28 protein-coding genes are annotated in these 25627 nt (G+C 49.4%); 11 read left to right on the forward strand and 17 right to left on the reverse strand.

Annotated elements, in window-relative coordinates; translation table 11 throughout:
* The first annotated feature begins 45 nt into the window (after nucleotides 1-45).
* Entirely contained in the window at nucleotides 46-1707 is a 1662-nt protein-coding gene (locus H8730_RS14020; RefSeq protein ID WP_177713623.1) for an ABC transporter substrate-binding protein, read from the forward strand.
* Nucleotides 1708-1763: 56 nt separating this feature from the next.
* On the opposite strand, the gene H8730_RS14025 is transcribed toward H8730_RS14020, so the two are convergent.
* The 10 genes from H8730_RS14025 to argF all read right to left on the reverse strand — a co-directional run bounded on the left by H8730_RS14025 (nucleotide 1764) and on the right by argF (nucleotide 11390).
* The gene (locus H8730_RS14025; protein WP_177713624.1) at nucleotides 1764-3431 is read right to left on the reverse strand and encodes a sensor histidine kinase; all 1668 of its coding nucleotides are present in this window, start codon (nucleotides 3429-3431) and stop codon (nucleotides 1764-1766) included.
* The gene (locus H8730_RS14030) at nucleotides 3406-4107 is read right to left on the reverse strand and encodes a response regulator transcription factor (protein ID WP_177713625.1); all 702 of its coding nucleotides are present in this window, start codon (nucleotides 4105-4107) and stop codon (nucleotides 3406-3408) included. Before H8730_RS14030 ends, H8730_RS14025 begins: the two co-directional genes overlap by 26 nt.
* Nucleotides 4108-4383: 276 nt before the next feature.
* The gene (locus H8730_RS14035) at nucleotides 4384-4935 is read right to left on the reverse strand and encodes a hypothetical protein (protein ID WP_177713626.1); all 552 of its coding nucleotides are present in this window, start codon (nucleotides 4933-4935) and stop codon (nucleotides 4384-4386) included.
* 80 nt (nucleotides 4936-5015) lie between these two features.
* Nucleotides 5016-5432 (reverse strand): DUF4234 domain-containing protein, encoded by a 417-nt coding sequence (locus H8730_RS14040; protein WP_249290009.1) that lies wholly within the window; start codon nucleotides 5430-5432, stop codon nucleotides 5016-5018.
* On the reverse strand, nucleotides 5429-5851 hold the full coding sequence (locus tag H8730_RS14045) for a DUF2752 domain-containing protein (RefSeq protein ID WP_177713628.1): 423 nt from the start codon (nucleotides 5849-5851) through the stop codon (nucleotides 5429-5431). Before H8730_RS14045 ends, H8730_RS14040 begins: the two co-directional genes overlap by 4 nt.
* A 170-nt stretch (nucleotides 5852-6021) precedes the next feature.
* Nucleotides 6022-7227 (reverse strand): aspartate aminotransferase family protein, encoded by a 1206-nt coding sequence (locus H8730_RS14050; RefSeq protein ID WP_177713629.1) that lies wholly within the window; start codon nucleotides 7225-7227, stop codon nucleotides 6022-6024.
* Nucleotides 7224-8111 (reverse strand): acetylglutamate kinase, encoded by an 888-nt coding sequence (gene argB, locus H8730_RS14055; protein ID WP_177713630.1) that lies wholly within the window; start codon nucleotides 8109-8111, stop codon nucleotides 7224-7226. Before argB ends, H8730_RS14050 begins: the two co-directional genes overlap by 4 nt.
* Before the next feature lie 24 nt (nucleotides 8112-8135).
* Nucleotides 8136-9356, reverse strand: a complete 1221-nt coding sequence (gene argJ / locus H8730_RS14060; RefSeq protein ID WP_177713631.1) for a bifunctional glutamate N-acetyltransferase/amino-acid acetyltransferase ArgJ — start codon at nucleotides 9354-9356, stop codon at nucleotides 8136-8138.
* Nucleotides 9357-9379: 23 nt separating this feature from the next.
* Nucleotides 9380-10426, reverse strand: a complete 1047-nt coding sequence (gene argC, locus H8730_RS14065) for an N-acetyl-gamma-glutamyl-phosphate reductase (RefSeq protein WP_177713632.1) — start codon at nucleotides 10424-10426, stop codon at nucleotides 9380-9382.
* A 4-nt stretch (nucleotides 10427-10430) separates the two neighbouring features.
* Entirely contained in the window at nucleotides 10431-11390 is a 960-nt protein-coding gene (gene argF / locus H8730_RS14070; RefSeq protein ID WP_177713633.1) for an ornithine carbamoyltransferase, read from the reverse strand.
* Nucleotides 11391-11643: 253 nt separating this feature from the next.
* Between argF and H8730_RS14075 the strand changes: the two genes are divergently transcribed.
* Nucleotides 11644-12852 (forward strand): argininosuccinate synthase, encoded by a 1209-nt coding sequence (locus H8730_RS14075; protein WP_177713634.1) that lies wholly within the window; start codon nucleotides 11644-11646, stop codon nucleotides 12850-12852.
* Between the two features lie 296 nt (nucleotides 12853-13148).
* Here the strand turns inward: H8730_RS14075 and H8730_RS14080 are convergent, their stop codons facing one another.
* Complete coding sequence (locus H8730_RS14080) at nucleotides 13149-13979, reverse strand: LptM family lipoprotein (protein WP_177717426.1); 831 nt, start codon at nucleotides 13977-13979, stop codon at nucleotides 13149-13151.
* 470 nt (nucleotides 13980-14449) lie between these two features.
* Here H8730_RS14080 and H8730_RS14085 point away from each other — a divergent pair, with 470 nt between their 5' ends.
* From H8730_RS14085 to H8730_RS14125, 9 genes are all read left to right on the forward strand, one after another.
* Nucleotides 14450-14965 carry a nitroreductase family protein gene (locus H8730_RS14085; protein ID WP_177717428.1) on the forward strand — a complete coding sequence of 172 codons (516 nt, stop codon included), beginning with the start codon at nucleotides 14450-14452 and terminating at the stop codon, nucleotides 14963-14965.
* A 114-nt stretch (nucleotides 14966-15079) separates the two neighbouring features.
* Nucleotides 15080-15382, forward strand: a complete 303-nt coding sequence (locus H8730_RS14090; protein ID WP_177717430.1) for a hypothetical protein — start codon at nucleotides 15080-15082, stop codon at nucleotides 15380-15382.
* Between the two features lie 18 nt (nucleotides 15383-15400).
* Nucleotides 15401-16825 carry a 23S rRNA (uracil(1939)-C(5))-methyltransferase RlmD gene (gene rlmD / locus H8730_RS14095; RefSeq protein ID WP_177717432.1) on the forward strand — a complete coding sequence of 475 codons (1425 nt, stop codon included), beginning with the start codon at nucleotides 15401-15403 and terminating at the stop codon, nucleotides 16823-16825.
* 89 nt (nucleotides 16826-16914) lie between these two features.
* On the forward strand, nucleotides 16915-17613 hold the full coding sequence (locus H8730_RS14100) for a LytR/AlgR family response regulator transcription factor (protein ID WP_177717434.1): 699 nt from the start codon (nucleotides 16915-16917) through the stop codon (nucleotides 17611-17613).
* Nucleotides 17614-17618: 5 nt separating this feature from the next.
* On the forward strand, nucleotides 17619-18281 hold the full coding sequence (locus H8730_RS14105) for a sensor histidine kinase (protein WP_177717436.1): 663 nt from the start codon (nucleotides 17619-17621) through the stop codon (nucleotides 18279-18281).
* A gap of 101 nt (nucleotides 18282-18382) precedes the next feature.
* Nucleotides 18383-20233 (forward strand): ABC transporter ATP-binding protein, encoded by a 1851-nt coding sequence (locus H8730_RS14110; protein WP_177717438.1) that lies wholly within the window; start codon nucleotides 18383-18385, stop codon nucleotides 20231-20233.
* Nucleotides 20220-22094 carry an ABC transporter ATP-binding protein gene (locus tag H8730_RS14115; protein ID WP_177717439.1) on the forward strand — a complete coding sequence of 625 codons (1875 nt, stop codon included), beginning with the start codon at nucleotides 20220-20222 and terminating at the stop codon, nucleotides 22092-22094. The genes H8730_RS14110 and H8730_RS14115 overlap by 14 nt, the downstream gene beginning before the upstream one ends.
* A gap of 111 nt (nucleotides 22095-22205) precedes the next feature.
* On the forward strand, nucleotides 22206-22880 hold the full coding sequence (locus tag H8730_RS14120) for an HAD family hydrolase (protein WP_177717440.1): 675 nt from the start codon (nucleotides 22206-22208) through the stop codon (nucleotides 22878-22880).
* Nucleotides 22881-22987: 107 nt separating this feature from the next.
* Nucleotides 22988-23626, forward strand: coding sequence for an endonuclease III domain-containing protein (locus tag H8730_RS14125; RefSeq protein WP_177717441.1), 639 nt, complete (start codon nucleotides 22988-22990; stop codon nucleotides 23624-23626).
* Between the two features lie 94 nt (nucleotides 23627-23720).
* Here H8730_RS14125 and H8730_RS14130 read toward each other — a convergent pair whose 3' ends face one another.
* The 6 genes from H8730_RS14130 to H8730_RS14155 form a co-directional block, all read right to left on the reverse strand.
* On the reverse strand, nucleotides 23721-23969 hold the full coding sequence (locus H8730_RS14130) for a hypothetical protein (RefSeq protein ID WP_249290011.1): 249 nt from the start codon (nucleotides 23967-23969) through the stop codon (nucleotides 23721-23723).
* A gap of 110 nt (nucleotides 23970-24079) precedes the next feature.
* Nucleotides 24080-24292 carry a hypothetical protein gene (locus H8730_RS14135; protein ID WP_249290013.1) on the reverse strand — a complete coding sequence of 71 codons (213 nt, stop codon included), beginning with the start codon at nucleotides 24290-24292 and terminating at the stop codon, nucleotides 24080-24082.
* Nucleotides 24274-24507 carry a hypothetical protein gene (locus H8730_RS14140; protein ID WP_249290015.1) on the reverse strand — a complete coding sequence of 78 codons (234 nt, stop codon included), beginning with the start codon at nucleotides 24505-24507 and terminating at the stop codon, nucleotides 24274-24276. Before H8730_RS14140 ends, H8730_RS14135 begins: the two co-directional genes overlap by 19 nt.
* A gap of 3 nt (nucleotides 24508-24510) precedes the next feature.
* Nucleotides 24511-24828 (reverse strand): hypothetical protein, encoded by a 318-nt coding sequence (locus H8730_RS14145; protein ID WP_249290017.1) that lies wholly within the window; start codon nucleotides 24826-24828, stop codon nucleotides 24511-24513.
* Nucleotides 24810-25148, reverse strand: a complete 339-nt coding sequence (locus H8730_RS14150; protein ID WP_249290019.1) for a hypothetical protein — start codon at nucleotides 25146-25148, stop codon at nucleotides 24810-24812. Before H8730_RS14150 ends, H8730_RS14145 begins: the two co-directional genes overlap by 19 nt.
* A gap of 95 nt (nucleotides 25149-25243) precedes the next feature.
* A partial coding sequence (locus tag H8730_RS14155; RefSeq protein ID WP_249290021.1) for a hypothetical protein occupies nucleotides 25244-25627 on the reverse strand: 384 nt, incomplete at its 5' end.

Genomic DNA, 25627 nt, shown 5'->3' on the forward strand with positions numbered 1-25627 from the left:
GTAACTTATGAGAAAGGATTTAATCATTACGGAGGAGAAATCACATTGAAGAAAGAGATAAAATTGATTGCACTGACCATGGCTTTGACGCTACTCGTAAGCGCTGGACTCATTGGCTGTAAAGGGGACGATTCAAAGAGCTCTGCTGACCACAGCGGGAACCGTTCCGAGGTGGACCAAGTCACACCGGAAACCTGGGAGGAGGTGACGCTCAACTACTGGAATCTCGGCAACGGAGAGCAGAAGGACTCCAAAAGAGTTTGGGCCGAGGTCGATCTCCTCATACAGGAGTATCTTCCCAACACGAGCGTCAACTGGACACTGATCCCTGGCAGCGAATATGCAGAGAAGTGGGCTCGCGCCATGGCGGCTCAAGAATCCATCGACCTAGCCTGGACCGGATATGCGCTTGGATTGCAAAGTGAAGTCAATAGAGGTGCCCTTATGGCTCTGGATGATTTGATCGCAGAGTACGGTCAAGACATCGTCAACACTCTAGGACAAACCGTCATGGACATTCATAAGTTCGCAGATGGCAAGACCTATCAGGTCATCGCCTGGCAGGGTCTGGTGGGTAACCGGTCTGCGTTCCGGATTCCTAAGGAGATCGCGGAGCTGGTGGGCGGCGAGCAGTATGTTGAGGAGTTGCAGGCAATCTGTTATGAGAACTACAACATTCCCACAGCGGAAGCCAAACAGAAGGTCTATGACAAAGTAGAAGAGTACCTGAAGGCTGCGAAGGATGGCGGCATGCTTGGCCAGGGCTATCCCCCGGAACGATTGGAAAACTGGTATCTAACAAAAGGTACCGTCGGCTTCAGCCAGGGCGGTGGGAGTAATAGTTCCGCATTCTGTATTGAAAAGTTTGACGATACTTTTACGGTGCAAAATTGGTATGAGTCTGAGCAGATGAAGATGAACTATGAGTACATGGCGAAATGGTTCACAGAAGGCTACATCCGCATGGATGCTGGAAGCTTAGAAAAGATTGATGTTGACTTCTCAAGAGATGGATTGGACGGATACATACTGAATATGCACAACGGCTTCACCGACACCGTCGCAGAGGAAGAGACAGTAAAAGCGGGCTTCGACGTGCTGGCCGCCTATACGCAGCCGGAATGTGAGTATGTGCTCGGAACAGCGACAGGCACTTCTATCCCGAAGACGTCCAAACATCCGGAGCGGGCCATGCAGCTGATGAACCTCTTCTACTCAGAGAAAGGAAAAGAAGCGTATCAGACCTATGTGTATGGCATCCGGGATGAGCACTGGATTGACAATGGAGACGGTACAGTGAAGTGGCTGTGCGGCGATGGCAGCCAGGGAAGTGCGGACTGGGATTACGGCAACATGAAGTGGACACAGGGAACCTGCATGTTCTCCCTGGTAACTCAGGCCGACGTCAAAGGCTACTATGAAATGCTCAAAGAAAAGGAAGCAGACGCGTGGGTGAATCCACTGCTGTCCTTTAAGTTCGACAACGCCAATGTACAGGCCCTCACGGCGCAGGTCAACGCAGTCGCAGAAGAATATATACGAACTCTTCAGAGAGGGACGAAAGGAATTGATGGCTGGGAATCCTACTACAATGAATTCCTTGACAAACTGAGGGCAGCGGGTATCGACGACCTGAAAGCGGAAGCGCAGAAACAAGTGGATGCATATGTAAAAGCAAACCATTCCACATGGTCGCCGCAGGAGTAATGCCGGGTGAAAAAGGGGTAGCAGAGAAATTGCTACCCCTTTTTTGGATTCCTTCTTTATTTTGGTCCGGCCGTTTCCAACTCCGATTTCTCTTTTTCTTCATAGCTCTCCTCCTCAGTCCACTCCTCTTGGGCAAGGAGCGGGAAAAGGACCTGTACTTTGAATTGATCCCCGTCAACGTCCACAAGCATCTGGCCACCCATGGCGGCGACAAAGCTTTCTGCAATCGCCAGACCCAGTCCGCTGCCTTCCGATGTCCTCGCTTTGTCGCCGCGGGTAAACCGCTCAACGATTTCCTCCGCGCTGAAATCCATCTCATAGGAAGCCGTGTTCTTAATGGCGATGACTGCGTTCCCGCCCCTGGGCTCCAGCGACAGGAAAATCCGAGTCCCCACCATAGAATATTTTAGCGCATTGTCCAGCAGATTCTGCAGCACGCGATACATTTTGTTTCCGTCGGCCACAATCCGCATGGGCTCATCCGATATGCTAGCCTTGATCGGTATGCCTGCGCTCTCAATCCGGTCTTCCATGTCCCCCATAGTCTGGATCAGCAACTTCTTCACCGACAGCTGTTCCTGATGGATCTCCGCGTTGCCGCTCGTTGTCCTCGCCAGTTCAAAGAGGTCTGTCACAATGTTTTTCAGACGGTTGGACTTCTGTATTAAAATGTTGACATAATCCCGAACCTCCGGCGTCAAATTCTCTTCTTTGGACAGCAAGTCTACATAGCTGATAATGGAAGTCAGCGGTGTCTTTAAGTCATGGGATACGTTGGAAACTAAGTCAATCCGCATTCGCTCCCCCTTCATCTGTTCTTCCAGACTCTTCAGTAGCCCGTCGCGTATGGAGCCCAGCTTCTGGGACATGGGATACACCGCTGACAACTCCGAAATGGATGGATTATAATTCAGCTCCCCGCCACTAATCTTCTCAATCTGTTCTCCAAGCTTGCCAAAATCTTCGAGCACTCGATTGTTTCCTTTCACATACCAATACACAAGAACAACACCAAGAAATAGGGCGGCAAAGGCTAAAAATCCTGTACCGCTCAACACGGACAGAACAAAAATAAAGAGTAAAATTCCCTCCGCCACCAAAAACACCATCTGCCGGTAAAACATTCCCTTTTGGAATGAATAGTTTCGAAAATTGCGGTCATCGAAAATGGATTTTAAAAAGTCGAAGATGATAAAAATCAATTTATAGAGGATGCTATGCTTTAGAAATGTGCGGTTCTTTAGCCTTCTTGTCAATGACAGCAGGACTTCCAAAAACAGGATGCTGCCAGCCCCAAACACAACGGATAAGAGCCCAATGCTAGCACAGGCATCGTCATAGCTTATTACTCTTTCTCCCGCGTAAAATATCTGATCCGCAATTGCTGAGAGAATATAGACAAGCAAGGTCCCCACAAGCCCGCCAATGATCACGGTGATTTCCGTATAGAGCCGGTCGATTAGAATCAGATGGACGTCCTCATCCTTACCAGTACGGCCGGTTACAAAAAATAGCCAGACGATGGCGGTCAAACCTGCAACGAGCGCGACTGCGGGAATCGCCAAATCCTCCAGCTGGATGCTGGCGTACAGCTCATATAGCTGCTGCCAAGTGATCAGCGAGGCGCCGTATCCCACGACGACACCACAGCAAACGCCCGCTATGAGCATCAGGATTGCCTTGACAGGCATAGCTCGACTAAAACTTTTCAATTTTATACCCAATTCCCCACACCACCTTAAGATATTTAGGCTCCTTAGGATTGATCTCGATTTTTTCTCGTATGTGACGAATGTGAACCATTACCGTATTTTCAACTGCAAAGCCATCCTCTTCCCATACGCGCCGGTAGATCTCCTCCGCAGAGAAAACGCGGCCGGCATTGCGCATCAACAGCTCCACGATTTTCAGCTCCGTCGCCGTGAGTTTCACCGGTTCGCCGTCCACCAAAACCTGCATCGCGTCACAATCGAAACAAAGGCTTCCGATGACGATCTGTTTCTTATTGGTATTGCCATCGATGGCTCCCAGCTGCATATACCGGCGAAGCTGCGATTTTACCCTTGCGACCAGCTCCGCAGGGCTATAGGGTTTTGTGATATAATCATCTGCGCCCATGGACAGTCCCAGAATTTTGTCGCTCTCCTCCGTCTTCGCGGACAAGATGATGATGGGAATGTTTTTGCTCTGGCGTATTTTCATGGTGGCGGACAACCCGTCCAACTTCGGCATCATAATGTCCAAAATGATCAGCTGTATACTCTGTGTAGACACAATGTCCAGCGCCTCCATGCCGTTGTACGCCTTCATGACTTTGCAATCCTCCATTTCCAACAGCTTTCCAATGGCGCGGGCAATTTCCCGGTCGTCATCGACAACTAATACGGTTGGTTTTTCCATAGTACTCTCCTTCTGATCAAGATCTTTACCTGATTGTATCGTATCGCAGAATCGTGAATATTCGGTATAGGAATTTCTTAAGGCTGTCTTAATTCTCTCTCCGCCGCCGGCAAAGGTTATTCGAAATTATGCTGTAGGATAAAGAAAGCAGGTTCAGAGGAACCTGCCATCTTGATGAGCCATAGTATTGTCGCATTTTCTAAAGGTTATTATAGCATTTCACAAAAATACTGTCAACGAGAAATTCGGTCGCCTTGCACACAAAGGATTTTCAATCTATACTATATTCCGCACTTCCTGGAATTTCCTCCCCGTCGGGGGTGGTGGACAGCATGTATTTCCTATACTCATTTCCCCCGTCGCATCGTATCCCAACGGGAGATGGTCTTTTGCAATATATCGTGTATAATCAATGTCGCTGAAGTAATTGCAATGATAGATTTGAACATATATGAGGCGATGGTTGTCCGCGTCAGAGAGGCAATAGGTAAAACCGTAATACGCATTGGCAAGCACTGCCTCAAGCTTGTAGGGGAAGCCGGTAACGCCGTAATATGCATAGCGAGCCGACGAATCGATTTGCCGGAGTCGTTGACACTCCACTTCAAAATCTTCCTCGCTGCAGTCATACACAAGGTACACCAGATAGTTGGGGTCCCAGGGATTGTAATAATAATATACAAAATCACTGACCTTGGCAGACTTCGGCACTGTTTCTGGAAATATGGTATACAGCGCCTCACGATTGCTTGCATCATGTTCTGTCGAAACATAGGAGGAACGGGCATCGATTCCGACATATTCGCTGTTAGAAACGTGCTCCGCCATCCGCACCACCCGAAAAAGGCTTGAAACCTGCCTATCACAGGTCTCAAGCCTTTTGTCGCCAGAACTCGCTGAAGATTGAATCACGGCGCCGGCGTCGGCTCCGTCGGCTGACTGTTATACTCGTTGTACGCAGTCGCCAGGGCATTCATATTTTTGATGAGGGAGTACTGCGCGATATACGGTCCAATGCCACAGATCAGAGATCCAAAAATATACCAAAGCAGAGCGGACGTACCGTTCTCCTGAAAGGACAACTGGTATCTCGGCGCGTTGGCCTGTAGACGGTTCCCCAACTGATATACCCAGATGAACGTAAAAATACCACAGGTGACAAGGCTCAATAAGACGACCAAAATGTAATTCATCGTCTCCTGCCCATCGCCATAGCAGACCGTATTGACATCCTCGGTATATTTATACCAGAAGTAGATACCATAGATGCCACAGGTTACGATGCTCAGCAACAAATAAATCCAAAAATCCCTCTGTCGAATCATCCAAATAGACTCCTTCCCGCTTCTAGAATTCGATAGATCATCCCGCTCTCCAGATCCACAGACAACACGGAGCCATCTCCCCATACCATACGGCCTATGTAGACGAGTATAAAGGCAGCCGATAGACAGATACACGCCACCGTCTCCACTTTCTTGCCAACTCTTGGCGATAGGCGGTCGTAAAATGTCATGTACAGCAGAAATGGTACAACCGTAAAAAATAGCGGATGATAATAAAATGCGTCCGCTATATGGCCGTGAAGCAGCGCTAGATACGCCCTGGAAAGCCCACAGCCCGGGCATGGTATCCCCGTTAAAAGTCGAATGACACAAGATCCCCTGAAAACCAGTACATAAATCGCCAGTCCTATCCACAGCCCAAATCGCCTGCAGACATTTCGTGCCCACGTCTTCCACAAAGTCTAACCATGCTCTCCTTCATTAAAATGCTATCAAATCCGTAAGAAATATTTAATAACTATAATTCTATTATACTCAATTCTATGCAACCCGTCAAGAAATATTCAAGAAAAACTGCAAACTCTTTTGTCGAATTTCCCGGGAAATTCCAGAAATCTGCCGTGGCTCTTCATCCCAATGCCGCGAAAGCCTCATCAAGAATCGACATCGCCTCATCGATATGCTTCGTCTCAATAATCAATGGCGGCACCATTCGCAGGACATCATGCCCAGCGCTAATGATCAAAAGCCCCCGTTTACCTGCCTCCAGACGAATCGTCAGCAGCTCATCGGGATTGTTAAGGACAATCCCCTGCATTAGCCCAAGTCCCCGTACCCCCTTAATATGAGCCGGATATTTTGCGGCCAAAGTTTCCGCTTGACTGTGGAGATACGCCCCTACAGTCCGTGCATTTTCCGTCAAATTCTGCGCCTCAATTTCCTCCAGAACAGCAAGGCCCGCTGTCGATGCCATGGGATTTCCGCCAAATGTTGAGGCGTGATCTCCCGGGTGGAAGGCCGCAGCCGCCTTATCCTTCGCCAGCATTGCTCCGATGGGGAACCCGCCTCCCAATCCTTTTGCCAGCGCGCACACATCGGGTTCAATTCCAAATTGTTCATGGGCAAACAGTGTCCCGCAGCGACCGATTCCGGTCTGAACTTCGTCCACCATCATGAGCATATCCCGCTCATCGCAGAGAGCCCGAATTTTTTGCATAAACTCTGAGGTCGCTGGTATCAGACCGCCTTCTCCCTGGACCGGTTCCAGAAGGATCGCGCAGGTATGGTCATGAACCTGTTCCAATACTGAATCAAAATCATTATATTTTGCATATCGGATGCCCGGAAGTAAGGGGCCAAGCCCTTTTTGGTATTTTTGCTGGCCTGTGGCGGTGATGGACCCAAAAGTACGTCCGTGGAAGGAATTCTCCATGGTTATGATCTCATAGCGCTCACCGTTGGAGGTTAAATCTCCGTACTTTCTGGCCAGCTTCAAGGAGGACTCAACCGCCTCTGCCCCGCTATTGCAAAAGAATACCTTGTCAAAACAACTTTTTTCTGTCAACCTCTCAGCCAGCGCAACTTGCGCCTCGATCCAGTAGAGGTTGGACGTATGCATACACCGCTCCATCTGCTCCTGTAAGCGTCTAAGAAGCCGTGGATTCCCATATCCCAGAGAATTGACCGCAATTCCCGCTACAAAATCGAGATACTTCTTCCCTTCTTTGTCGTATAGGTACACGCCGTCACCTTTCTCAAAGACATACGGAAAGCGGCCATAGGTATTCATCACAGTCTGCTGGCCCCTCTCTATGATGTTCTCTGTCTTCGTCATACCGCTTCCTCCTTTTTTGTCAAATCGTTGATTATCAGCGTTCCGATACCCCGAGCGGTAAAGAACTCCAAAAGCAGACAATGCTCGATCCGCCCGTCCAAAATATGCACGTGCTGGACGCCCCCCTGAATTGCTTCCAAACAGCATGTCACCTTGGGAATCATACCGCCGCTTACAGTGCCATCCTTGAGATACTGCATAGCTGTCTTGGCTCCCATTTCCGGAATGAAGGACTGGGGATCTTTGACATCGTGCAATACACCGGAAACATCTGTCAGGAAGACTAACTTGCGAGCTTTCAACGCCTTCGCAATGTGGACGGCGGCAAAATCCGCGTTGATATTATAGCTTTGTCCCAGATCATCAGTCCCGATGGGCGCAATAACAGGAGTAAAGCCTGCATCCAGCATGGTAAAAATTAGATCGGGATTGACTTTGACGATCTTGCCCACAAACCCGATATCCTCGCCATTTGGCATATTTTTCTCACACATGAGCATATCGCCATCTTTGCCACACAGGCCAGCGGCTGTAATTCCCTGTTTCTGCAAAAGCTGCACGATACTCTTATTGACCTTCCCGGCTAGAACCATCTCCACAATATTGACAGTCTCCTCATCGGTTACACGCAGACCACCGCGGAACTCCGATTTCTTGCCAATACTGTCCAACATTTGGTTGATCTCCGGCCCACCGCCATGGACGATTACCGGCTTCATTCCCACAAGCTTCATCAGAGCGATGTCCTCCATGACCGATGCCTTGATGGTTTCATTGATCATCGCCGCCCCACCGTATTTGATGACAACCACGGCTCCTGCAAATTCTTTAATGTACGGCATGGCCTCTACGAGAGTAGTAGCCTTCTCTAGGTAGTCTTCCATTCTCTTCTTCTCCTTATAGCTGTTTTAGGAACGGTAATCTCCGTTGATTTTCACATATTCATAGCTCAGGTCGCTGCCCCAGGCTGTCGCCTGTGCCTCCCCCTGCTCCAAATCCACCAACACAGTAATCTCCTTTTCCCGCAGGATCGCCGCCGCAGTCTCCTCACTGAATACAATCGGCGTGCCGTGGTCCATCAGTAAGATGTCACCTGCGCCACTCTGAAAGCGGATGGTCACGGTATCGGGATTGAAAGGAGCACCGGAATACCCCATAGCGCACAAAATTCGTCCCCAGTTGGCGTCTTCCCCGAAGAATGCTGTCTTCACTAGGCTGGATGTAATCACCGATTTTGCCATTCGCACTGCGTGTTCCTTCGTATCCGCGCCATGAATCTGCACCTCGATGAATTTTGTCGCCCCCTCTCCGTCCTTGACCATCTCTTTTGCCAGGTAGAGACACACGTGCCGAAGCGCCTCAAAGAATTCTCGATATCCTTCATCCTCCATGTCCACCGTTGGATTTTCTGCCATGCCGTTTGCCAGCAGGATCGCCATATCATTTGTGGACGTATCTCCGTCCACAGAAATCATGTTGAAGCTCTCTACCACCGCCTCCTGCAGGGCCTTTTGGAGAAGGGGTTTCGTGATAGCACAGTCTGTTGTCAGATAACAGAGCATCGTCGCCATGTTGGGATGAATCATGCCAGAACCCTTGACCATACCGCCAATATGGACTTCTGTCCCATGGATATTGGCAGAAACGGCGATAGATTTGGGACGGGTATCCGTCGTCAAGATGGCGGTCGCCGCGCTGAGGGCATGCTCTCCATCTGCCCCTTTGGAATTCGCCAGCAGTCCAATTCCATTTTCAAGCTTATCCATTGGCAGCTGCGCCCCGATAACTCCGGTGGCTCCTGTCACGACGCTCCCCGCGTCAATCCCCAGAACCTCTCCCAATTGTTTGGCAATCCGAATGTTATTTTCCTTTCCCTCTTCTCCTGTACAGGCGTTGGCACATCCACTGTTGGCGATGATCGCCTGTACCGGATTTCCCGATGCAATGATGTCCTGATTGCGCCGAACGCACCAAGCCTTGACCTGATTGGTGGTAAATACGCCCGCCGCCACAGCTGGCACCACACTGTACACCAGCGCCATATCCTTCCGATTGTGTTTGATACCGCCGCAAACGCCAGCAGCCTCAAAGCCTTTCGCCGCGCACACGCCCTTCTCTACAATCTTCATGAGACTCCTCCCCTTCCATGCCTTTACGGGAACATAGGCGCTTGTTCCAAGCCCAGGGTTTCCGCAAGCCCAAACAGTAGATTCATATTTTGAACGGCCTGACCAGCGGCGCCCTTGACAAGATTGTCGATGGCGCCAATGACGATGATTCGCCCCGTCCGCTCATCCACAGCAAATCCGATATCCACAAAGTTGGATCCCTTGACCCACCGCGTCTCCGGATATTCTCCTTTTGCCATTAAACGAACAAAATATTCTTTCCCGTAATACCTTTCATAGACTTCCGCGATGGATTCCCAGGTCGCCGGCGCCGTTAGCTTGCCATAACATACTGCTAAGATCCCGCGCTGCATCGGGACGAGATGCGGTGTAAAGGTAAGTGTCACCGGCTTTCCTGCCAAATTCGACAGCTGTTCCTCGATCTCAGGCGTATGGCGGTGGCACCCCACTTTATACGCTTTGATGGACTCATTCACCTCAGCAAAATGGTTCCCCAGGGATACGCCCCGTCCAGCTCCAGACACTCCAGACTTGGCGTCGATGATTACACTGTCTACCTCAATCATGTGCTCCTTTACCAGCGGCGCTAGACTCATAATGCTGCACGTTGTATAACATCCTGGATTGGCCACTAGCCTGGTCTTCCGGATTTCATCCCGCTTCCACTCGCAAAGGCCGTAGACCGCCTCTTTTAACAGACCCTTCCCCTCATGCGGAACCTGATACCATTGTTCATAGAGGTCTGGGTCCTGTAGGCGAAAGTCCGCACCCAAATCGATAATTTTACACTTTTGTAAAACTTTTTCTGTCACCTTTGACGATGCAAGGCCATGGGGCAGTGCCAAAAAGATCACATCCGCCTCCTCGGACAAGGCTTCCAGATCCTCAGGCTGACAGTCATCTGTGATCAGATCTTTGTAGCTAGGGTACACTTTGCTGTAGGGCTGTCCCGCATAGCTTTTGGACGACAGGTTGACGATCTCGGCAGCCGGGTGGCTGTATAAAATCCGAACCAACTCTTCCCCCGCGTATCCTGTAGCGCCGATGATTCCGACTCGAATCGTATCCATTTTTCTATTCCTCCATCTGAAGCGTATCTAAGTTTCCGATAGTTGCCACCATCACGGCCTTGATGGTATGCATTCGGTTTTCCGCTTCATCGAACACAACGGACTGCGGACTCTCAAAAACATCCTTTGTCACTTCATTCCCTTTTACCGCTGGCAGGCAGTGCAGAAAGATGGCTGTATCCTTTGCTTTTTTCATGATGCCTGCGTTGATCTGGTAGGGCGCTAGAAGCTGGACCCTCTCCGCCATTTTGTCCTCCTCACCCATGGAGCACCAAACATCTGTATACAAAACGTCCGCATCCTGACAGGCCGACTCCAGATCTTCTGTTACGGTGATGGACCCGCCGGTAGCGTCCGCCAAAGCCTGGCAATCCAGCCGTAGACTTTCCTCCGGCTGAAGTGTCTCTGGGGCAGCAATGACGAAATGCAAGCCCATTTTAGCACAGCCGATCATGAGACTGTTGGCCATGTTGTTTCTTCCATCGCCGGCAAACACCATCTTGACGCCGGCCAGTCTCCCCAGCTTTTCTTGAATGGTCAGAAAATCGGCTAAAATCTGCGTGGGATGGTAATCATCCGTCAAACCGTTCCAAACAGGAACGTCACTGTATTTCGCCAGTGTCTCCACCTTCTCATGGGAAAAGCCACGGAATTCAATGCCGTCAAACATTCTCGACAGGACACGCGCGGTGTCCTCCACGCTCTCCTTATGTCCCAGCTGGATTTCATTCTTTCCCAGATACTCGCTATATCCGCCTTCGTCCGCACATGCAACAGTGAAGGCGCAGCGTGTTCTTGTGGATGGCTTTTCAAAAATTAGGGCCACGTTTTTTCCCTTCAATGTGCCGTGGGTGATTCCCGCTTTTTTGTCTTTCTTTAGTTTGGCAGCTAGATTCAGTAAATATGTAATTTCTTTCTGCGTAAAATCCTTTAAGGTGAGAAAATCTCGGTTATGCAGCGTCATTGTCTTCCCTCCATTATACAGTGCGTATGCATATTTATTCATTTTTATCGTAATTCTATACAGATGATTGAATAATATTGTACCCTTTTTCATTGAAATTTTCAATCGAAAATTCTAACAAAATCTCTTGCATTTTTATTTATGTGGTTGTATAATTATAAGCACAATCCAAGCTGTACATCGTCCCCAGCAAAATGGACGCCTACGGGCAGATGAGGATGCAGCTGTGACATGACAAGGAGGATAAACGATTATGAGCAATAAAAAAGTTGTGCTAGCTTATTCTGGCGGCCTGGACACGACGGTTATCATTCCATGGCTGAAGGAAAACTATAATTATGACGTTATCGCGGCGTGTATCGATGTCGGTCAGGGCAATGAGACGGAAGGCCTTGAGGAGCGTGCCCTGAAAAGTGGAGCCTCCAAATTTTATTTGAAGACTGTGACAGAGGAGTTCATTACAGATTACATATATCCGACGATGAAAGCCGGCGCCGTCTATGAGACGTCCTATATGTTGGGTACCTCCATGGCGCGCCCTCTGATCGCCAAAGTTCTGGTGGACATTGCACTGCAGGAAGGCGCGGAAGCCATCTGCCACGGCGCCACGGGAAAAGGCAACGACCAGGTGCGCTTTGAACTCACCATCAAAGCTCTTGCACCCCAGCTTAAAATCATTGCTCCATGGAGAATCTGGGACATGCAGTCGCGGGAAGATGAAATCGCATACTGTCAAGAGCGCGGCATTGAATGTCCCGTAAAGAAAGGCGACAGCTATAGCCGTGACCGGAATATCTGGCACATCAGCCATGAAGGTCTGGAGCTGGAGGATCCCGCCCAGGAGCCCAATTACGACAAACTTCTGAAGCTTGGGGTTACGCCACAGGCCGCGCCGGATCAGGGTACCGCCATCTCCATCTCATTTGAAAAGGGAATTCCTGTTGCGATCAATGGAGAGGCGATGGATCCTGTTACACTGCTTACAACGCTCAATGAGCTGGGCGGCCAAAACGGAATCGGCATCGTCGATATTCTGGAAAACCGGGTTGTGGGTATGAAATCCCGGGGAGTCTATGAGACGCCTGGCGGAACAATTCTCTATAAAGCCCATGAACAGTTGGAACATATGTGTCTGGATAAACAGACATACGCGTACAAGCAGACGATCGCAATCAAATTTGCGGAGCTTGTCTATTCTGGCGAATGGTTTACGCCCCTGCGGGAAGCGCTCTCCGCTTTCGTCGACTCCACCCAGGAGGTGATCACCGGAACGGTACATCTTGTCCTGTACAAGGGAAACATCATCCCCGCCGGTTGTACGTCGCCCAATTCCCTTTATAATGAAAGCATTGCCAGCTTTACAACAGGCGAGCTCTATGATCACAAAGACGCAGAAGGGTTTATCAACCTTTTCGGATTGTCCATGAAGATCCGTGGAATGCTGAACAACAGCAAGAACTAAGTCTCACCGGAACGGCCTCCCTACAGTTGGAGGTCGTTTTTTCTTGTGAAAAAGTTCGCTTCGCAAAAAGTTCGCTTCGCAAAAAGTTCGCTTCGCAAAAAGTTCGCTTCGCAAAAAGTTCGCTTCGCAAAAAGTTCGCTTCGCGAACTTTGGAAGAACCTTCGGGTCTTCGAATCAGGTCCGCCTCTCGGCGGACTTTCCTGTAGGACAAAGAGGGAGGGGCGTAGAGCGCCTCTCCCTCTTGCCTTAAATTTGCGGCGTCTACGGCTTGTCCCTCACACTGGCCAACCATCTGTTTATCCCTGTAGCGACGCCTGCCAATCACCGCGGATGGTTTCGATCGTCTTTCCCAGCACAGCCTGGGCATCTCCCCCATTGTAGACCTGTAACAGTTTGTCACGCCCATAGGTTTCGTCGAGATATTTGACAAAGGCCCCGGCGTATACGCAGTAGGCGCCACGATAATTAAACGCATCCTCTGCTCCTGCAGCTTGGGCAATCCCTAGGCTCAGGTCGCCCATCTCTAGAGCGTCAGGGTACGCGCCCGCCTTGAGCAAGGTTTTTGCCAGCACATCGATGGTTTTAAAGGATTCTTTGCTATCCCCGGCGAGGCCCTTTAATTCATGGAGGTTTCGGGCATAGGTGTTCAATAAACTCTCCTTGTTGAGATCCGCTACATACGCCCCGAGCCCCTCTCGCAGCCAATCTGGCGCTATGGTCATTCCGGCCTTGGCTTGGCAAATTAGATTCGTGTAGGGTGCCGCCCCTTCCTTGGCGTAATAGAGCGTCACATCTTGACCAACCGCCATGGACGTGCCGGTCCCTGCCTTTACATAACACCGTATTCTCTCGGAAGTACCGCTCTGCTCATAGGCATCCGTTGCAATATAATTCGCGCCTAGAAATTCAGCGACTGCCCTCTCTGCCTCCTCGACCCGATACGCTGCCCAGTCCTTCTCGCTGTCCTCCATGTAGTCTGATTCAATAAACAAATCCACTGACGAAAAAGAGAGGGTATCAAAGCCATCCGTCCTCCCGAAGGAGTAGCTCTTTGGTGCTTTTTCACCGCAGGCGGCCATGGCAACAGTGGCCATCACCAAAAGCGCTGTCAGTAAGATCTTTTTCATATGCGTTAATCCCCTTTTTTCAGTTTCCAACTCATCTGTTGATTATACTCTATATTCCCATAAACTTCAAGCCCCTCTTTGGTTTTACCTGGGGCCGTGTCAGCCTTCCAACTCCAATCAGGGCATATCTTGCGTTTTCCCTAATTTGTGGTATAATAATCGCGTAAGCGATTATACGCGCCGGCCGCGCAGTGAGCGAAGCGAACAAGCCTTTGCGCGGTCGTGTGCAACCTCGCGGAGCTATATCATGGCCGCAGGCCATGGTATAATAATCGCAAACGCGATTATACGCGCCGGCCGCGCGGTGAGCGAAGCGAACAAACCTTTGCGCGGTCGTGTGCAACCTCGCGGAGCTATATCATGGCCGCAGGCCATGGTATAATAATCGCAAACGCGATTCTATAGCACGAACAGACACCAATACCATATACAGTTGTGTCCAACACAAAAAATTATAGGAGGTCTTGTCAATGAATGATGTCATTAAGACAATCGCTGCTCGCCGGAGTATTCGAAATTATACAGCACAGCCTGTATCCCCTGAGCAGCTGGACATTCTGCTCCAGTGCGCAATCAACGCGCCAAGTGCCCGCAATCTACAGCCCCGCTACTTTACTGTACTAGAAAGGCCAGATGAGATTCAAGAGCTAGCCGATGGCATTGCCCGCTCTCGGGGTATGGAGCGGCCTCTCCATAATGCCCCCACCGTCATTGTCATCTCCGGAGCCACCGACTCCTCCTGGGCCGTTACCGACTGCTCTCTCTCCGCTCAAAACATTATGCTGGCAGCGGAATCCCTCGGCCTCGGCACATGCTTTATCGGCTGCGGAACACCGTTTTGGAATAGCCCAGAAGGTGACGCATTTGCAGACAAGATTCAAGTGCCAAAGGGGTATCATCCGCTATTTGCCATGACCGTTGGGTACCCCGCCGAATCCCCAGAATCTACGCCTCGCAATCAGGATGTTATCTCAATTCGCGCATAAAAAATGAATAATTTATAAATATTAAAATATATCTTGTGAAAACAGGATAAGTGGGGTATAATGTGTAAAGAAGCGTAAGGAGAACTTTAAACAAGCGCAGAAAGGAGATTCTACATGAATACTATTGCGAAAAATGTACTAGAAATGGAACAGCTCAAGGATCTCGTTGCAAAACTCAAGGGCACCGATACAAAAAAGGAAAAGAACTGCAAATGGATATGGATTGCTATAGCTGCCGCCGCTGTGGCCGCTTTGGTTATTGTATTGCTTGCAAAACACAACAAAAAGCACGATTGCTGCTGCTGTGGTGATGAGGACGACGACGATTTCGACTATCTCGATGAGGACTATGACGACGATATCGACTACGATTTCGAAGAAGAGGACGACGACACTGACGACACCGACAAAGAATAGAAAGAGGTTTACCATACGATGAAGGAACCACTGCTAATCCAGGGTACGGTTTCGGAAGTCCTGTTTCCCAATAAGGGAATCCTAATTCCGGCGACGGGGGATCCGTCCTCTCCACATGAGGACTGCCCAGCCGCCGGATTTTCTGTATCTGACACTTCTAAACCAGCATCCTCGATCCACATAAAAAACGTTTTGCCAGGTCAGACAGTGGAAGTCTTACTCAATCGAAACCGGCGGCGGGAAGGGCGTGTCGTTCAAGTTTTAGCGCCTGCGCCTTATGAAGTTTCCTCCCCCTGCCCCATCGCTGGCCGTTGTGGCGGCTGCCACTATCAGACCGTTCCCTATGATAAACAGTTAGAGTTAAAAGAACTTCAGGTTCGAAAACTGTTGGCTCCCATACTTGAAACGTCAAATCCCATGTTTCTTCCCATTCTCCCAAGCCCCTCCCCAGCAGGCTACCGCAATAAAATGGAATACAGCTTTGGCGACGAGGAGAAAGCAGGGCCCTTGACCCTCGGCCTGCATAAGCGCGGCGCGTTTCATGATATTGTGACGGCCAATCACTGCACACTCGTCCACGACGACTTCAATCAAATCGTCAACTCCGTTCTGTCATACTTTCATTCCATCGGCGCCTCTTACTGTAGTAAGCGTACCCACGAAGGGTTTCTCCGCCATTTAGTCCTTCGGCGAAGTGAGTATGACGGAGGCATATTGGTGAATCTGGTGACCACGTCCCAGGGGACGCTGGACAAGACCGCCTTTCTCCGATGCCTACAGTCACTCGCCCTAGATGGCCATATCGCTGGAGTCCTACATACCGTCAACGATAGCCTTGCCGATGTGGTGCAAAAAGACGCGATGACCGTCCTCTACGGCGTCGATTGGTTTACCGAAGAATTGCTGGGATTGAAGTTTAAAATCACCCCCTTCTCCTTCTTTCAAACCAACTCCAAGGGCGCAGAAACGCTATACAGCGTTGTGCGGCAGTTTGCTGGGGACATAGAAGGACAAACGATCTTTGATCTCTACTGTGGAACTGGCACCATCGCCCAGATTATGGCAGGTGCCGGTGCGAAAAGGGTTCTGGGCATTGAACTGGTGGAGGAAGCTGTGGACGCGGCTGGTGAAAACGCTGCTTTAAACGGGCTGACCAATTGTTCCTTTGTTGCCGGGGATGTGTTGCGAATGGTGGATGAGTTGGACGCGGCTCCCGATACCATTATTCTGGATCCTCCCCGAGACGGAATTCATCCCAAGGCCCTTCCAAAAATTCTGGCCTATGCGCCGAGACAATTTATCTATGTATCCTGCAAGCCCACCTCTCTGCTCCGCGACGTGCCAATCTTTCAGCAGGCTGGATATACCGCTACAAAAATTCAGTGCGTTGATATGTTCCCGCAGACGGTGCATGTGGAGACGGTATGTCTATTGTCCAAATAAACCTCAAAGTCGAAGCAAAGATGGACAAGATGGATTTAACAGTGGCGGAGTAAAGGCAACCTATATAAGTCATAAAGGATGGAGTGAACATGAATTACAAAATAGCGATTTGCGATGATTCCGCCGCAGATAGACAATACTTATATGGTTTAGTAGGTCGATGGGCTGCAAACACAGGTCATACTGTGCAGATTGCTTTATTTCCCTCCGCTGAAAACTTCCTGTTCCACTATACCGAGAAAAACGATTATGACATATTGCTGCTTGATATTGAAATGGGCGATATGGACGGCGTAACTATGTCAAAAAAACTGCGCCAAGACAATGATACGATTCAAATCGTTTTCATCACCGGATATTCCGATTACATATCCGAGGGGTATGAGGTTGCAGCACTTCATTACCTGATGAAGCCTGTCAAGCAAGAAAGACTATTTTCTGTTCTTGACCGGGCTGCAGAGAAGCTGTCAAAGAATGAGAAGGTTTTGAACATTGAGATTGGCGGCGAATTGGTGCGTATTCCTGTATATCAGATTCGATATGCGGATGTATTCAGAAACTATGTGACCATCCACGCTTCCGATACTTTGACGGTAAAAATGACGTTAGGCGAGCTGGAAAAGAAACTGGATGATCGCTTTTACCGTGTTGGCCGTTCGGTGGTAGTCAATCTTACACAAATCAGCCGTGTTACAAAAACGGAAATCAAACTATTCGATGGTGTATCCATTCCTTTGCCCAGAGGTGCATATGATGACGTGAACCGAGCAATTATCAACATGAGGTGAAGCAAATGGGATTCTTTTCAAAAAACATAGACAAAAAGATTGCTTCATACCAACATGAATTGATCGAAACACATTATCGCGAAGTTGACAATATGTATCGCCAGATTCGCGGATGGCGGCATGACTATCGCAACCATATCCAGACAATGAAAGCATATGCTGCTTCGGAGGATTGGAATGCAATCAAAAGGTATCTTGACCTTTTGGACGACGATTTGACTACGGTGGATACGGTTATAAAAACTGGTAATCCTATGACGGACGCCATCCTTAATTCAAAAATAACACTGGCAAAGTCAAAGAACATCCAAGTTGTGGCCGATGCCCACATCCCGCTGAAACTGAAATCGTCAGAGATCGACTTGTGCTGTATTATAGGCAATCTGTTTGACAATGCAATCGAAGCCAGTGTAAAGCTTCCTGAGGATCAACGAGTGATCCGTGTGTATATGGATATGAGAAATACACAGCTTTATATTTCTTTCACCAACTTTACTGCAGGAAAGAAAATGAAAAAAGAGGGAACGCTGTTCCGCAGCACAAAAGGTGAGGGACATGGTTTTGGTCTTGTTCGCATTGATGCTATTGTGGAACGCTTGGATGGATATATTAGCCGCAACAGCGAGGACGGAGCGTTTACAACAGAAATATTGCTTCCGCAAGTGTGAGACTTTGCAATTCATCACCCAGAAAAAAAGATTCGTCCCCAGAATAATCCGGGGACGAATTTTTATGATAAGATTATCATCAGAAAGGATGGTAGTTTTTCATGATTAAGGAGATAACAAAGAAAGAAAAAGATCCCAAGCCTAAATACAACATGGGGCAAAACTCATGGTTCATGATAAAACTCGCATGGACCTCGGGAGAAAAGAAGGTTCTTGTCCTCAGCTTGCTGTCTGCAATACTGGCTGTAGCGTTGAATCTTGTAAATCTGTATGTCTCACCGGCGATTCTTTCAGCGGTGGAAAGACACGCCCCTGTGGCGGACCTGCTGTTGACAATCGTAGGATTTGTCCTCGGCATCATGCTTGTATCAGCTGCATCTACATATGTGAATGCAAATACCCTGTACGGCAGGATCAGCGTTCGCTGTGAGATCCTCAATCTGCTGAACAGAAAAGCAGCAACTACATCTTATCCCAATGTGGATGACGATAGGTATAGAAAGCTGCTTACTAAATCCAGTGAGTGCATCAACACTAACCAGGCAGCGGCAGAAGCAATCTGGACTACACTCACAACGCTGACGGCCAATCTTCTTGGCTTTATCATCTATGTCAGTCTGTTGACCTCTGTCCAACCGCTTTTGATTCTTATTATCCTCGTGACCACGGTAATCAGCTATCTCATCGGTAATTATTTGAATGGCTATGGATACCGTCACCGTGAGGAAGAAGCGGAATACGAAAGACATATGGACTATATCACAGGTCGAGCGAGAGACCTGAGTGCGGCAAAGGATATTCGTATTTTCGGCTTGCGTCCTTGGCTTGAAGATTTGTACGGTAAAGCTATGGAATCCTACACAGCGTTTCATAGCAAGGCACAGAGCGTTTATATCTGGGCAAAAATCGCAGACCTTGTTCTGGCTTTCCTGCGCAATGCTATTGCGTATGCATACCTGATCGGGCTTGTTATCCAGAATGATTTGGGCGTGGCAGAGTTTCTCCTGTTCTTTACGGCAGTAGGCGGTTTCACCCAATGGGTCGCCGGCATTCTTGGAGGCTTCAATACTCTGCACAAGCAATCCCTTGACATCTCCACTGTCCGTGAATGTCTTGAATATGACGAACCTTTCAAATTTGACGGCGGCGAACATATTGAAGCCGAAGCAGACAGAAAATACGAAATCAGGCTTGAAAATGTTTCCTTCTGCTACCCCGGCGCAGATAAGAATACTTTGACAAACATCAATCTCACACTGCATCCCGGTGAAAAGCTTGCTGTGGTTGGCTTGAATGGGGCCGGTAAAACGACACTCATGAAACTAATCTGCGGTTTCCTCGATCCCACCGAAGGTCGTGTGTTGCTTGATGGAAAAGATATACGGAATTTCAATCGTGCCGACTATTACACAATGTTCTCGGCAGTATTCCAGAGTTTCTCTATATTGGCTGGAACGATTGCGACCAATGTTGCTCAGAATGATGTTGGTATTGATATGGAACGTGTAAAGGAATGTATAGAAAAAGCAGGGCTGCGAGCCAAAATCGAATCTCTGCCAGAGGGATATGAAACATATCTCAATCGAGAAGTATATGAGGGAGCAATTCTGCTTTCCGGCGGCGAAACACAGCGTCTTATGCTGGCTCGTGCGCTCTATAAAAATGCGCCGTTCATTGTGCTTGATGAACCGACAGCAGCACTTGACCCTATTGCGGAATCCGATATGTACCAAAAGTACAACGAGATGACAAGTGGCAGATCGTCCATCTACATTTCCCATCGCCTGGCATCCACTCGTTTCTGTGACCGCATTATCATGATTGATAACGCAGGAATCAGCGAGGAAGGTACACACGACGAACTGTTGAAACTGGGCGGCAAGTATGCCGGTCTCTATGAGGTTCAGAGTAAATACTACAAGGAAGGGGAGGCCGATAATGGAGAAGAATAAGAAACTCAAATCATGGGGCGAAATGGTAAAGCTCAACAATCGTGCGTTTATGATTTTTTATAAGCATTACCCGCAGATGGTTCTTTCACGCTTCATCAGTGTAATATGGACAGCACTCACTCCGTATGTTGGCGTTTATCTTTCTGCGCTCCTAATTGACGAGCTTGCAGGCAGTCGTAATGTTGACCGTTTACAATTTCTTGTGTCGATTACACTTGGTTCCACTGCTCTGATCGCTTTGGGTTCTGCACTTCTAAACAAGTGGAAGGAAACGCAGAATGCAGGATTATGGTTAAAGGTTGAACATATCTTATCGGAAAAACTCTTGGATATGGACTATGTCAATTTGGATGAAACCGAAACCGCAGAATTGCTTTCCACAATCCGCCAAAATCAGAATGGCGGTGGCTGGGGACTTCTACGTGTAATTCAGAACTATGAAGCGCTGTGTTCCTCAGTATTGACGCTTCTAGGTGGTATTTCCTTGACGGTGTCTTTGTTCATAAGCCGTGTCCCCGAAAGCGCAGGCGCATACACCATATTACATAATCCCTTGTTTGTTCTTCTCGTGATCGTTGTTATGCTTGTGATTACTTATATCGCACCAGCACTCTCTAACAAAGCGGGCAGCTATTGGGCGCTCAACGCAGATTCTCATAACCTCGGAAATCGGATGCTCAGCTTCTTTGGCTGGCTCGGCTATCATAGAGATATAGCAGCCGACGTGAGAATGTATCGCCAGGACAAAATGTGCGAGAGATATAATCACAATAAAGACGATACGTTCGGTTCCAACGGTCTGTTTGCACATCTGAGTTGGGGGCCTATCGGATTTTATAGCGCAGCATCTTCTGCAATATCGGTAATTTTCACAGGCGTTGTTTATGCTTTTGTCTGCCTGAAAGCATGGGCAGGAGCATTCGGACTTGGTGCTGTTACACAGTATGTTACATCCATTACAAAGGTATCCGGGGGCGTATCCAGTCTGATCTCAATGCTCGGAGATATGAGAAATAATGCTTCTTTCCTTGCACAGGTTTTTGAGTTTCTTGATATTCCAAACAACATGTATCAGGGCAGTCTTACCGTTGAAAAACGCCGTGACCGCAAATATCAAGTGGAGTTCCGAAATGTTTCTTTCCAATATCCTGGCAGCAACAATTATGCGCTTCGCAATGTCAATATGAAATTTGAGATTGGCAAGCGCCTGGCAGTGGTGGGTATGAACGGAAGTGGTAAAACTACGTTCATCAAATTGCTTTGCCGCCTCTACGAACCTACCGAAGGAGAAATCCTGCTGAACGGTATTGATATACGTAAGTACAACTATGCGGAATACATGATGATATTCTCTGTCGTATTCCAAGACTTCAAGCTCTTTGCATTCAAGCTCGGTGAGAATGTTGCATCAAACGCCACTTATGATGGTGAGCGGGTTATCGATTGCCTTCAAAAAGTGGGCTTTGCAGAGAGGCTCGCAGAGATGCAACATGGTATCGAGACTTATTTGTATAAGGATTACGATAAAGACGGTGTAAATGTTTCAGGCGGTGAAGCCCAGAAAATTGCTATTGCTCGTGCGCTTTACAAGGACGCCCCCTTTATCATTCTTGACGAGCCTACCGCAGCACTTGACCCTATTGCAGAAGCAGAAATTTACTCCAAGTTCAATGACATTGTGGGAGACAAAACAGCAATTTACATCAGCCATCGCCTGTCTTCCTGTAAGTTCTGTGATGAGATCTCCGTGTTCCATGAAGGTGCGGTTATTCAACAGGGGACACCTGCTTCTCTTGTAGCAGATGAAAAAGGAAAATATTATGAGCTGTGGCACGCACAGGCACAGTATTATACAGAGTAAAATTCTTTTTCCATGAGTGTGATATAAGAAGACGCTGCATATCCCCGACTATTGAAAAAGCAAAAATAGCATGATATAATACGTTACAAGAAATGACGGGAAGGCTAGCATATGACACGCGCAGTGATTTTTGACATGTTTGAAACATTGATTACTCACTATCAGAGCCCCTTATATTTTGGCGCACAGATGGCGAAGGATGCAGGAATTCCAGAAGATCGCTTTCAGTCGCTTTGGCGGCCGACCGAACACAACCGCTGTGTCGGAAAGGTAACGCTGGAGGAAGTATTGGAGATGATTCTTCGTGAGAATCAGTGCTACTCGGAAACGGTATTAAAGAATTTAGTAGAAAAACGTGTGCAGGCAAAGAAGGAGTGTTTTCAACATTTACACCCGGAAGTGATTCCAATGCTTTCAAAATTGAAAGAAAAGGGATTTTTCGTCGGCTTAATCAGCAACTGTTTTTCTGAGGAGGCAGACGTAATTCGGAAAAGTGAGCTGTTCCCGTATTTTGATGCAGTTTATCTTTCCTATGAACAAGGCATCCAGAAGCCTGACGAGGAAATTTTTGAGAGATGTATGGAATATCTTTCGGTGAAGGCAGAGGCGTGCCTATATGTGGGAGATGGAGGTAGTTTCGAGCTGGAAACTGCTAAAAAACTTGGGATGACAGCGGTTCAAGCGGTTTGGTATTTAAAGGAAGGCACGACACAACCGTCCAAGCGGAAACAGGATTTCTTCCAATTTGAGACCCCCTTTGATGTACTGAAGTATTTGGAGATTTAAGCTATTATGAAAATGGGGGCTTCTTATCCATACTGTACAGGAGATGACCGATAAAATTTGAGCTGCCTTAGGTCCGCTCAAATCAATCCACGGAAAGGATGATTTCCATGACAAAAAAAGAACTGGCGCTGGCCATCATCGAGCGCCTGAGAGAAGAATATCCCGATGTGGGATGCTCCCTGGATTATGATGAAGCTTGGAAGCTTCTGGTGAGCGTCCGCCTAGCCGCCCAGTGCACTGACGCCAGAGTCAATATTGTGGTGCAAGACCTGTACGCCAAATACCCCGATGTGGAGGCCCTGGCAGCGGCGAACCCGGAAAATATTGAGCAGATCGTCAAGCCCTGTGGTCTAGGGCACAGCAAAGCGCGGGATATCAGCGCTTGCATGAGGATTCTGCGCGACCAATATGGCGGCAAGGTTCCCTGCGACTTCGACGCACTCTTGGCTTTGCCTGGCGTGGGTCGAAAAAGCGCCAATCTGATCATGGGCGATGTGTTCGGCAAGCCGGCCATCGTCACCGATACCCATTGCATCCGCCTCGTCAACCGGATGGGATTGGTGGATCAAATCAAGGAACCCAAAAAAGTGGAAATGGCACTCTGGGACTTAATCCCGCCGGAGGAAGGCAATGATTTCTGCCATCGGCTGGTCTATCACGGCCGCGATATCTGTACGGCGCGGACAAAGCCCCACTGTGAGAAATGCTGCCTGCAGGATCTATGCCCAAAGAATGGCATTGACTGAAGAAGTTCGCCTTCGCGAACTTTGGAAGTACCTTTGGTTCTTCAGAATTATGTCCCTAAAGAAAGGGGCTGTGGGGAAAAGGATCATCCTGCCCCTACATATATTTGGAAGACTGCCCGCCGGCGTGCATTTTTCTTCCCGTTTCTCCGCCGCCTTGGACGTCTCGACGATGGTGGCGGGCAATTTCCCTCCGTGTGCACGCTGGTCCCTGCTGTTCCTTCACCTCGCCGGCGTGCATTTTCTTCCCGTTTCTCCGCCGATTGGGCGTTTCGACGATGCCGGCGGGGATTTTGCCTCCGTGTGCACGCTGGCCCCTGCCTTTCTTCACCTTGCCGGCGTGCATTTTTCTTCCCATTTCTCCTCCGACTTGGCCGTTTCGACGATGCCGGCGGGGATTTTGCCTCCGTGTGCACGCTGGCCCCTGCTGTTCCTTGCCTCGCCGGCGTGTATTTTTTATTCCATTTCTCCGCCGCCTTGGCCGTTTCGACGATGTCGGCGGGCAATTTCCCTCCGTGTGCACGCTGGTACCCTGCCTTTCTTCATCTCGCCGGCGTGCATTTTTCTTCCCGTTTCTCCGCCGACTTGGCCGTTTCGACGATGCCGGCGGGGATTTTGTCTCCGTGTGCACGCTGGTACCCTGCCTTTCTTCATCTCGCCGGCGTGCATTTTTCTTCCCGTTTCTCCGCCGACTTGGCCGTTTCGACTGTGATGGCGGGGATTTTCCCTCCGTGTGCACGCTGGTACCCTGCCTTTCTCCGCCTCACCGGCGTGCATTTTTCTTCCCATTTCTCCGCCGACTTGGCTGTTTCGACGATGCCGGCGGGTAATTTCCCTCCGTGTGCACGCTGGCCCCTGCTGTTCCTCGCTTCACCGGCGTGCATTTTTTATCCCGTTTCTCCGCCGCCTTGGCCGTTTCGACGATGCCGGCGGGGAATTTCCCTCCTTGTGCACGCTGGCCCCTGCCTTTCTTCACCTCGCCGGCGTGCATTTTTTATCCCGTTTCTCCGCCGGCTTGGACGTCTCGACGATGCCGGCGCGCAATCTGCCTCCGTTTGCACGCTGGCCTCTGCCTTTCCTCGCCTCGCCGGCGTGCATTTTTCTTCCTGTTTCCCCGCCAGCTTGATCATCTCGACGATGCCGGTGGGCAATCTGCCTCCGTTTGTACGCTGGTCTCTGCCTTTCTTCATCTCGCCGGCGTGCATTTTTTATCCTGTTTCTCCGCCGACTTGGCCGTCTCGACGATGCCGGCGGGCAATCTGCCTCCGTGTGCACGCTGGCCCCTGCCGGTCCTTGCCTCGCCGGCGTGCATTTTTCTTCCCGTTTCCCCGCCGCCTTGGACATCTCGACGATGCCGGCGGGCAATTTGCCTCCGTTTGCACGCTAGCCCTGCCCTTCCTCGCCTCACCGGCGTGCATTTTTCTTCCCGTTTCCCCGCCAGCTTGGCCGTCTTGACTGTGATGGCGGAGATTTTGCCTCCGTTTGCACGCTGGCCCCTGCTGGTCCCCGCCTCGCCGGCGTGCATTTTTTATCCCGTTTCTCCCTCGGCTTGATCATCTCGACGCTGACGGTGGGCAATTTGCCTCCGTTTGCACACGCTGGCCCCTGCCTTTCCCCGCCTCACCGGCGTGCATTTTTATTCCCATTTCTCCGCCGGCTTGGCCGTCTCGACACTGCCGGCCGGCAATTTCCCTCCACGTGCACGCTGGCCCCTGCCAGTCCCCGCCTCGCCGGCGGGCATTTTTTATCCCGTTTCTCCCTCGGCTTGATCATCTCGACGCTGACGGTGGGCAATTTGCCTCCGTTTGCACACGCTGGCCCCTGCCTTTCCCCGCCTCGCCGGCGTGCATTTTTATTCCCATTTCTCCGCCGGCTGCTCCACACGGAGGCAGGTGTGATCCATGCGGATCTCATCTGCCTCTGACATTTTCCCATTATAAATGATACTAGATGGCCTACGATAACCATCCTGTCTCCGTTCCATGTTATAATGGAACTATTCTC

This window comes from Bianquea renquensis (assembly GCF_014384895.1).
GTDB classification, from domain to species: domain Bacteria; phylum Bacillota; class Clostridia; order Lachnospirales; family Bianqueaceae; genus Bianquea; species Bianquea renquensis.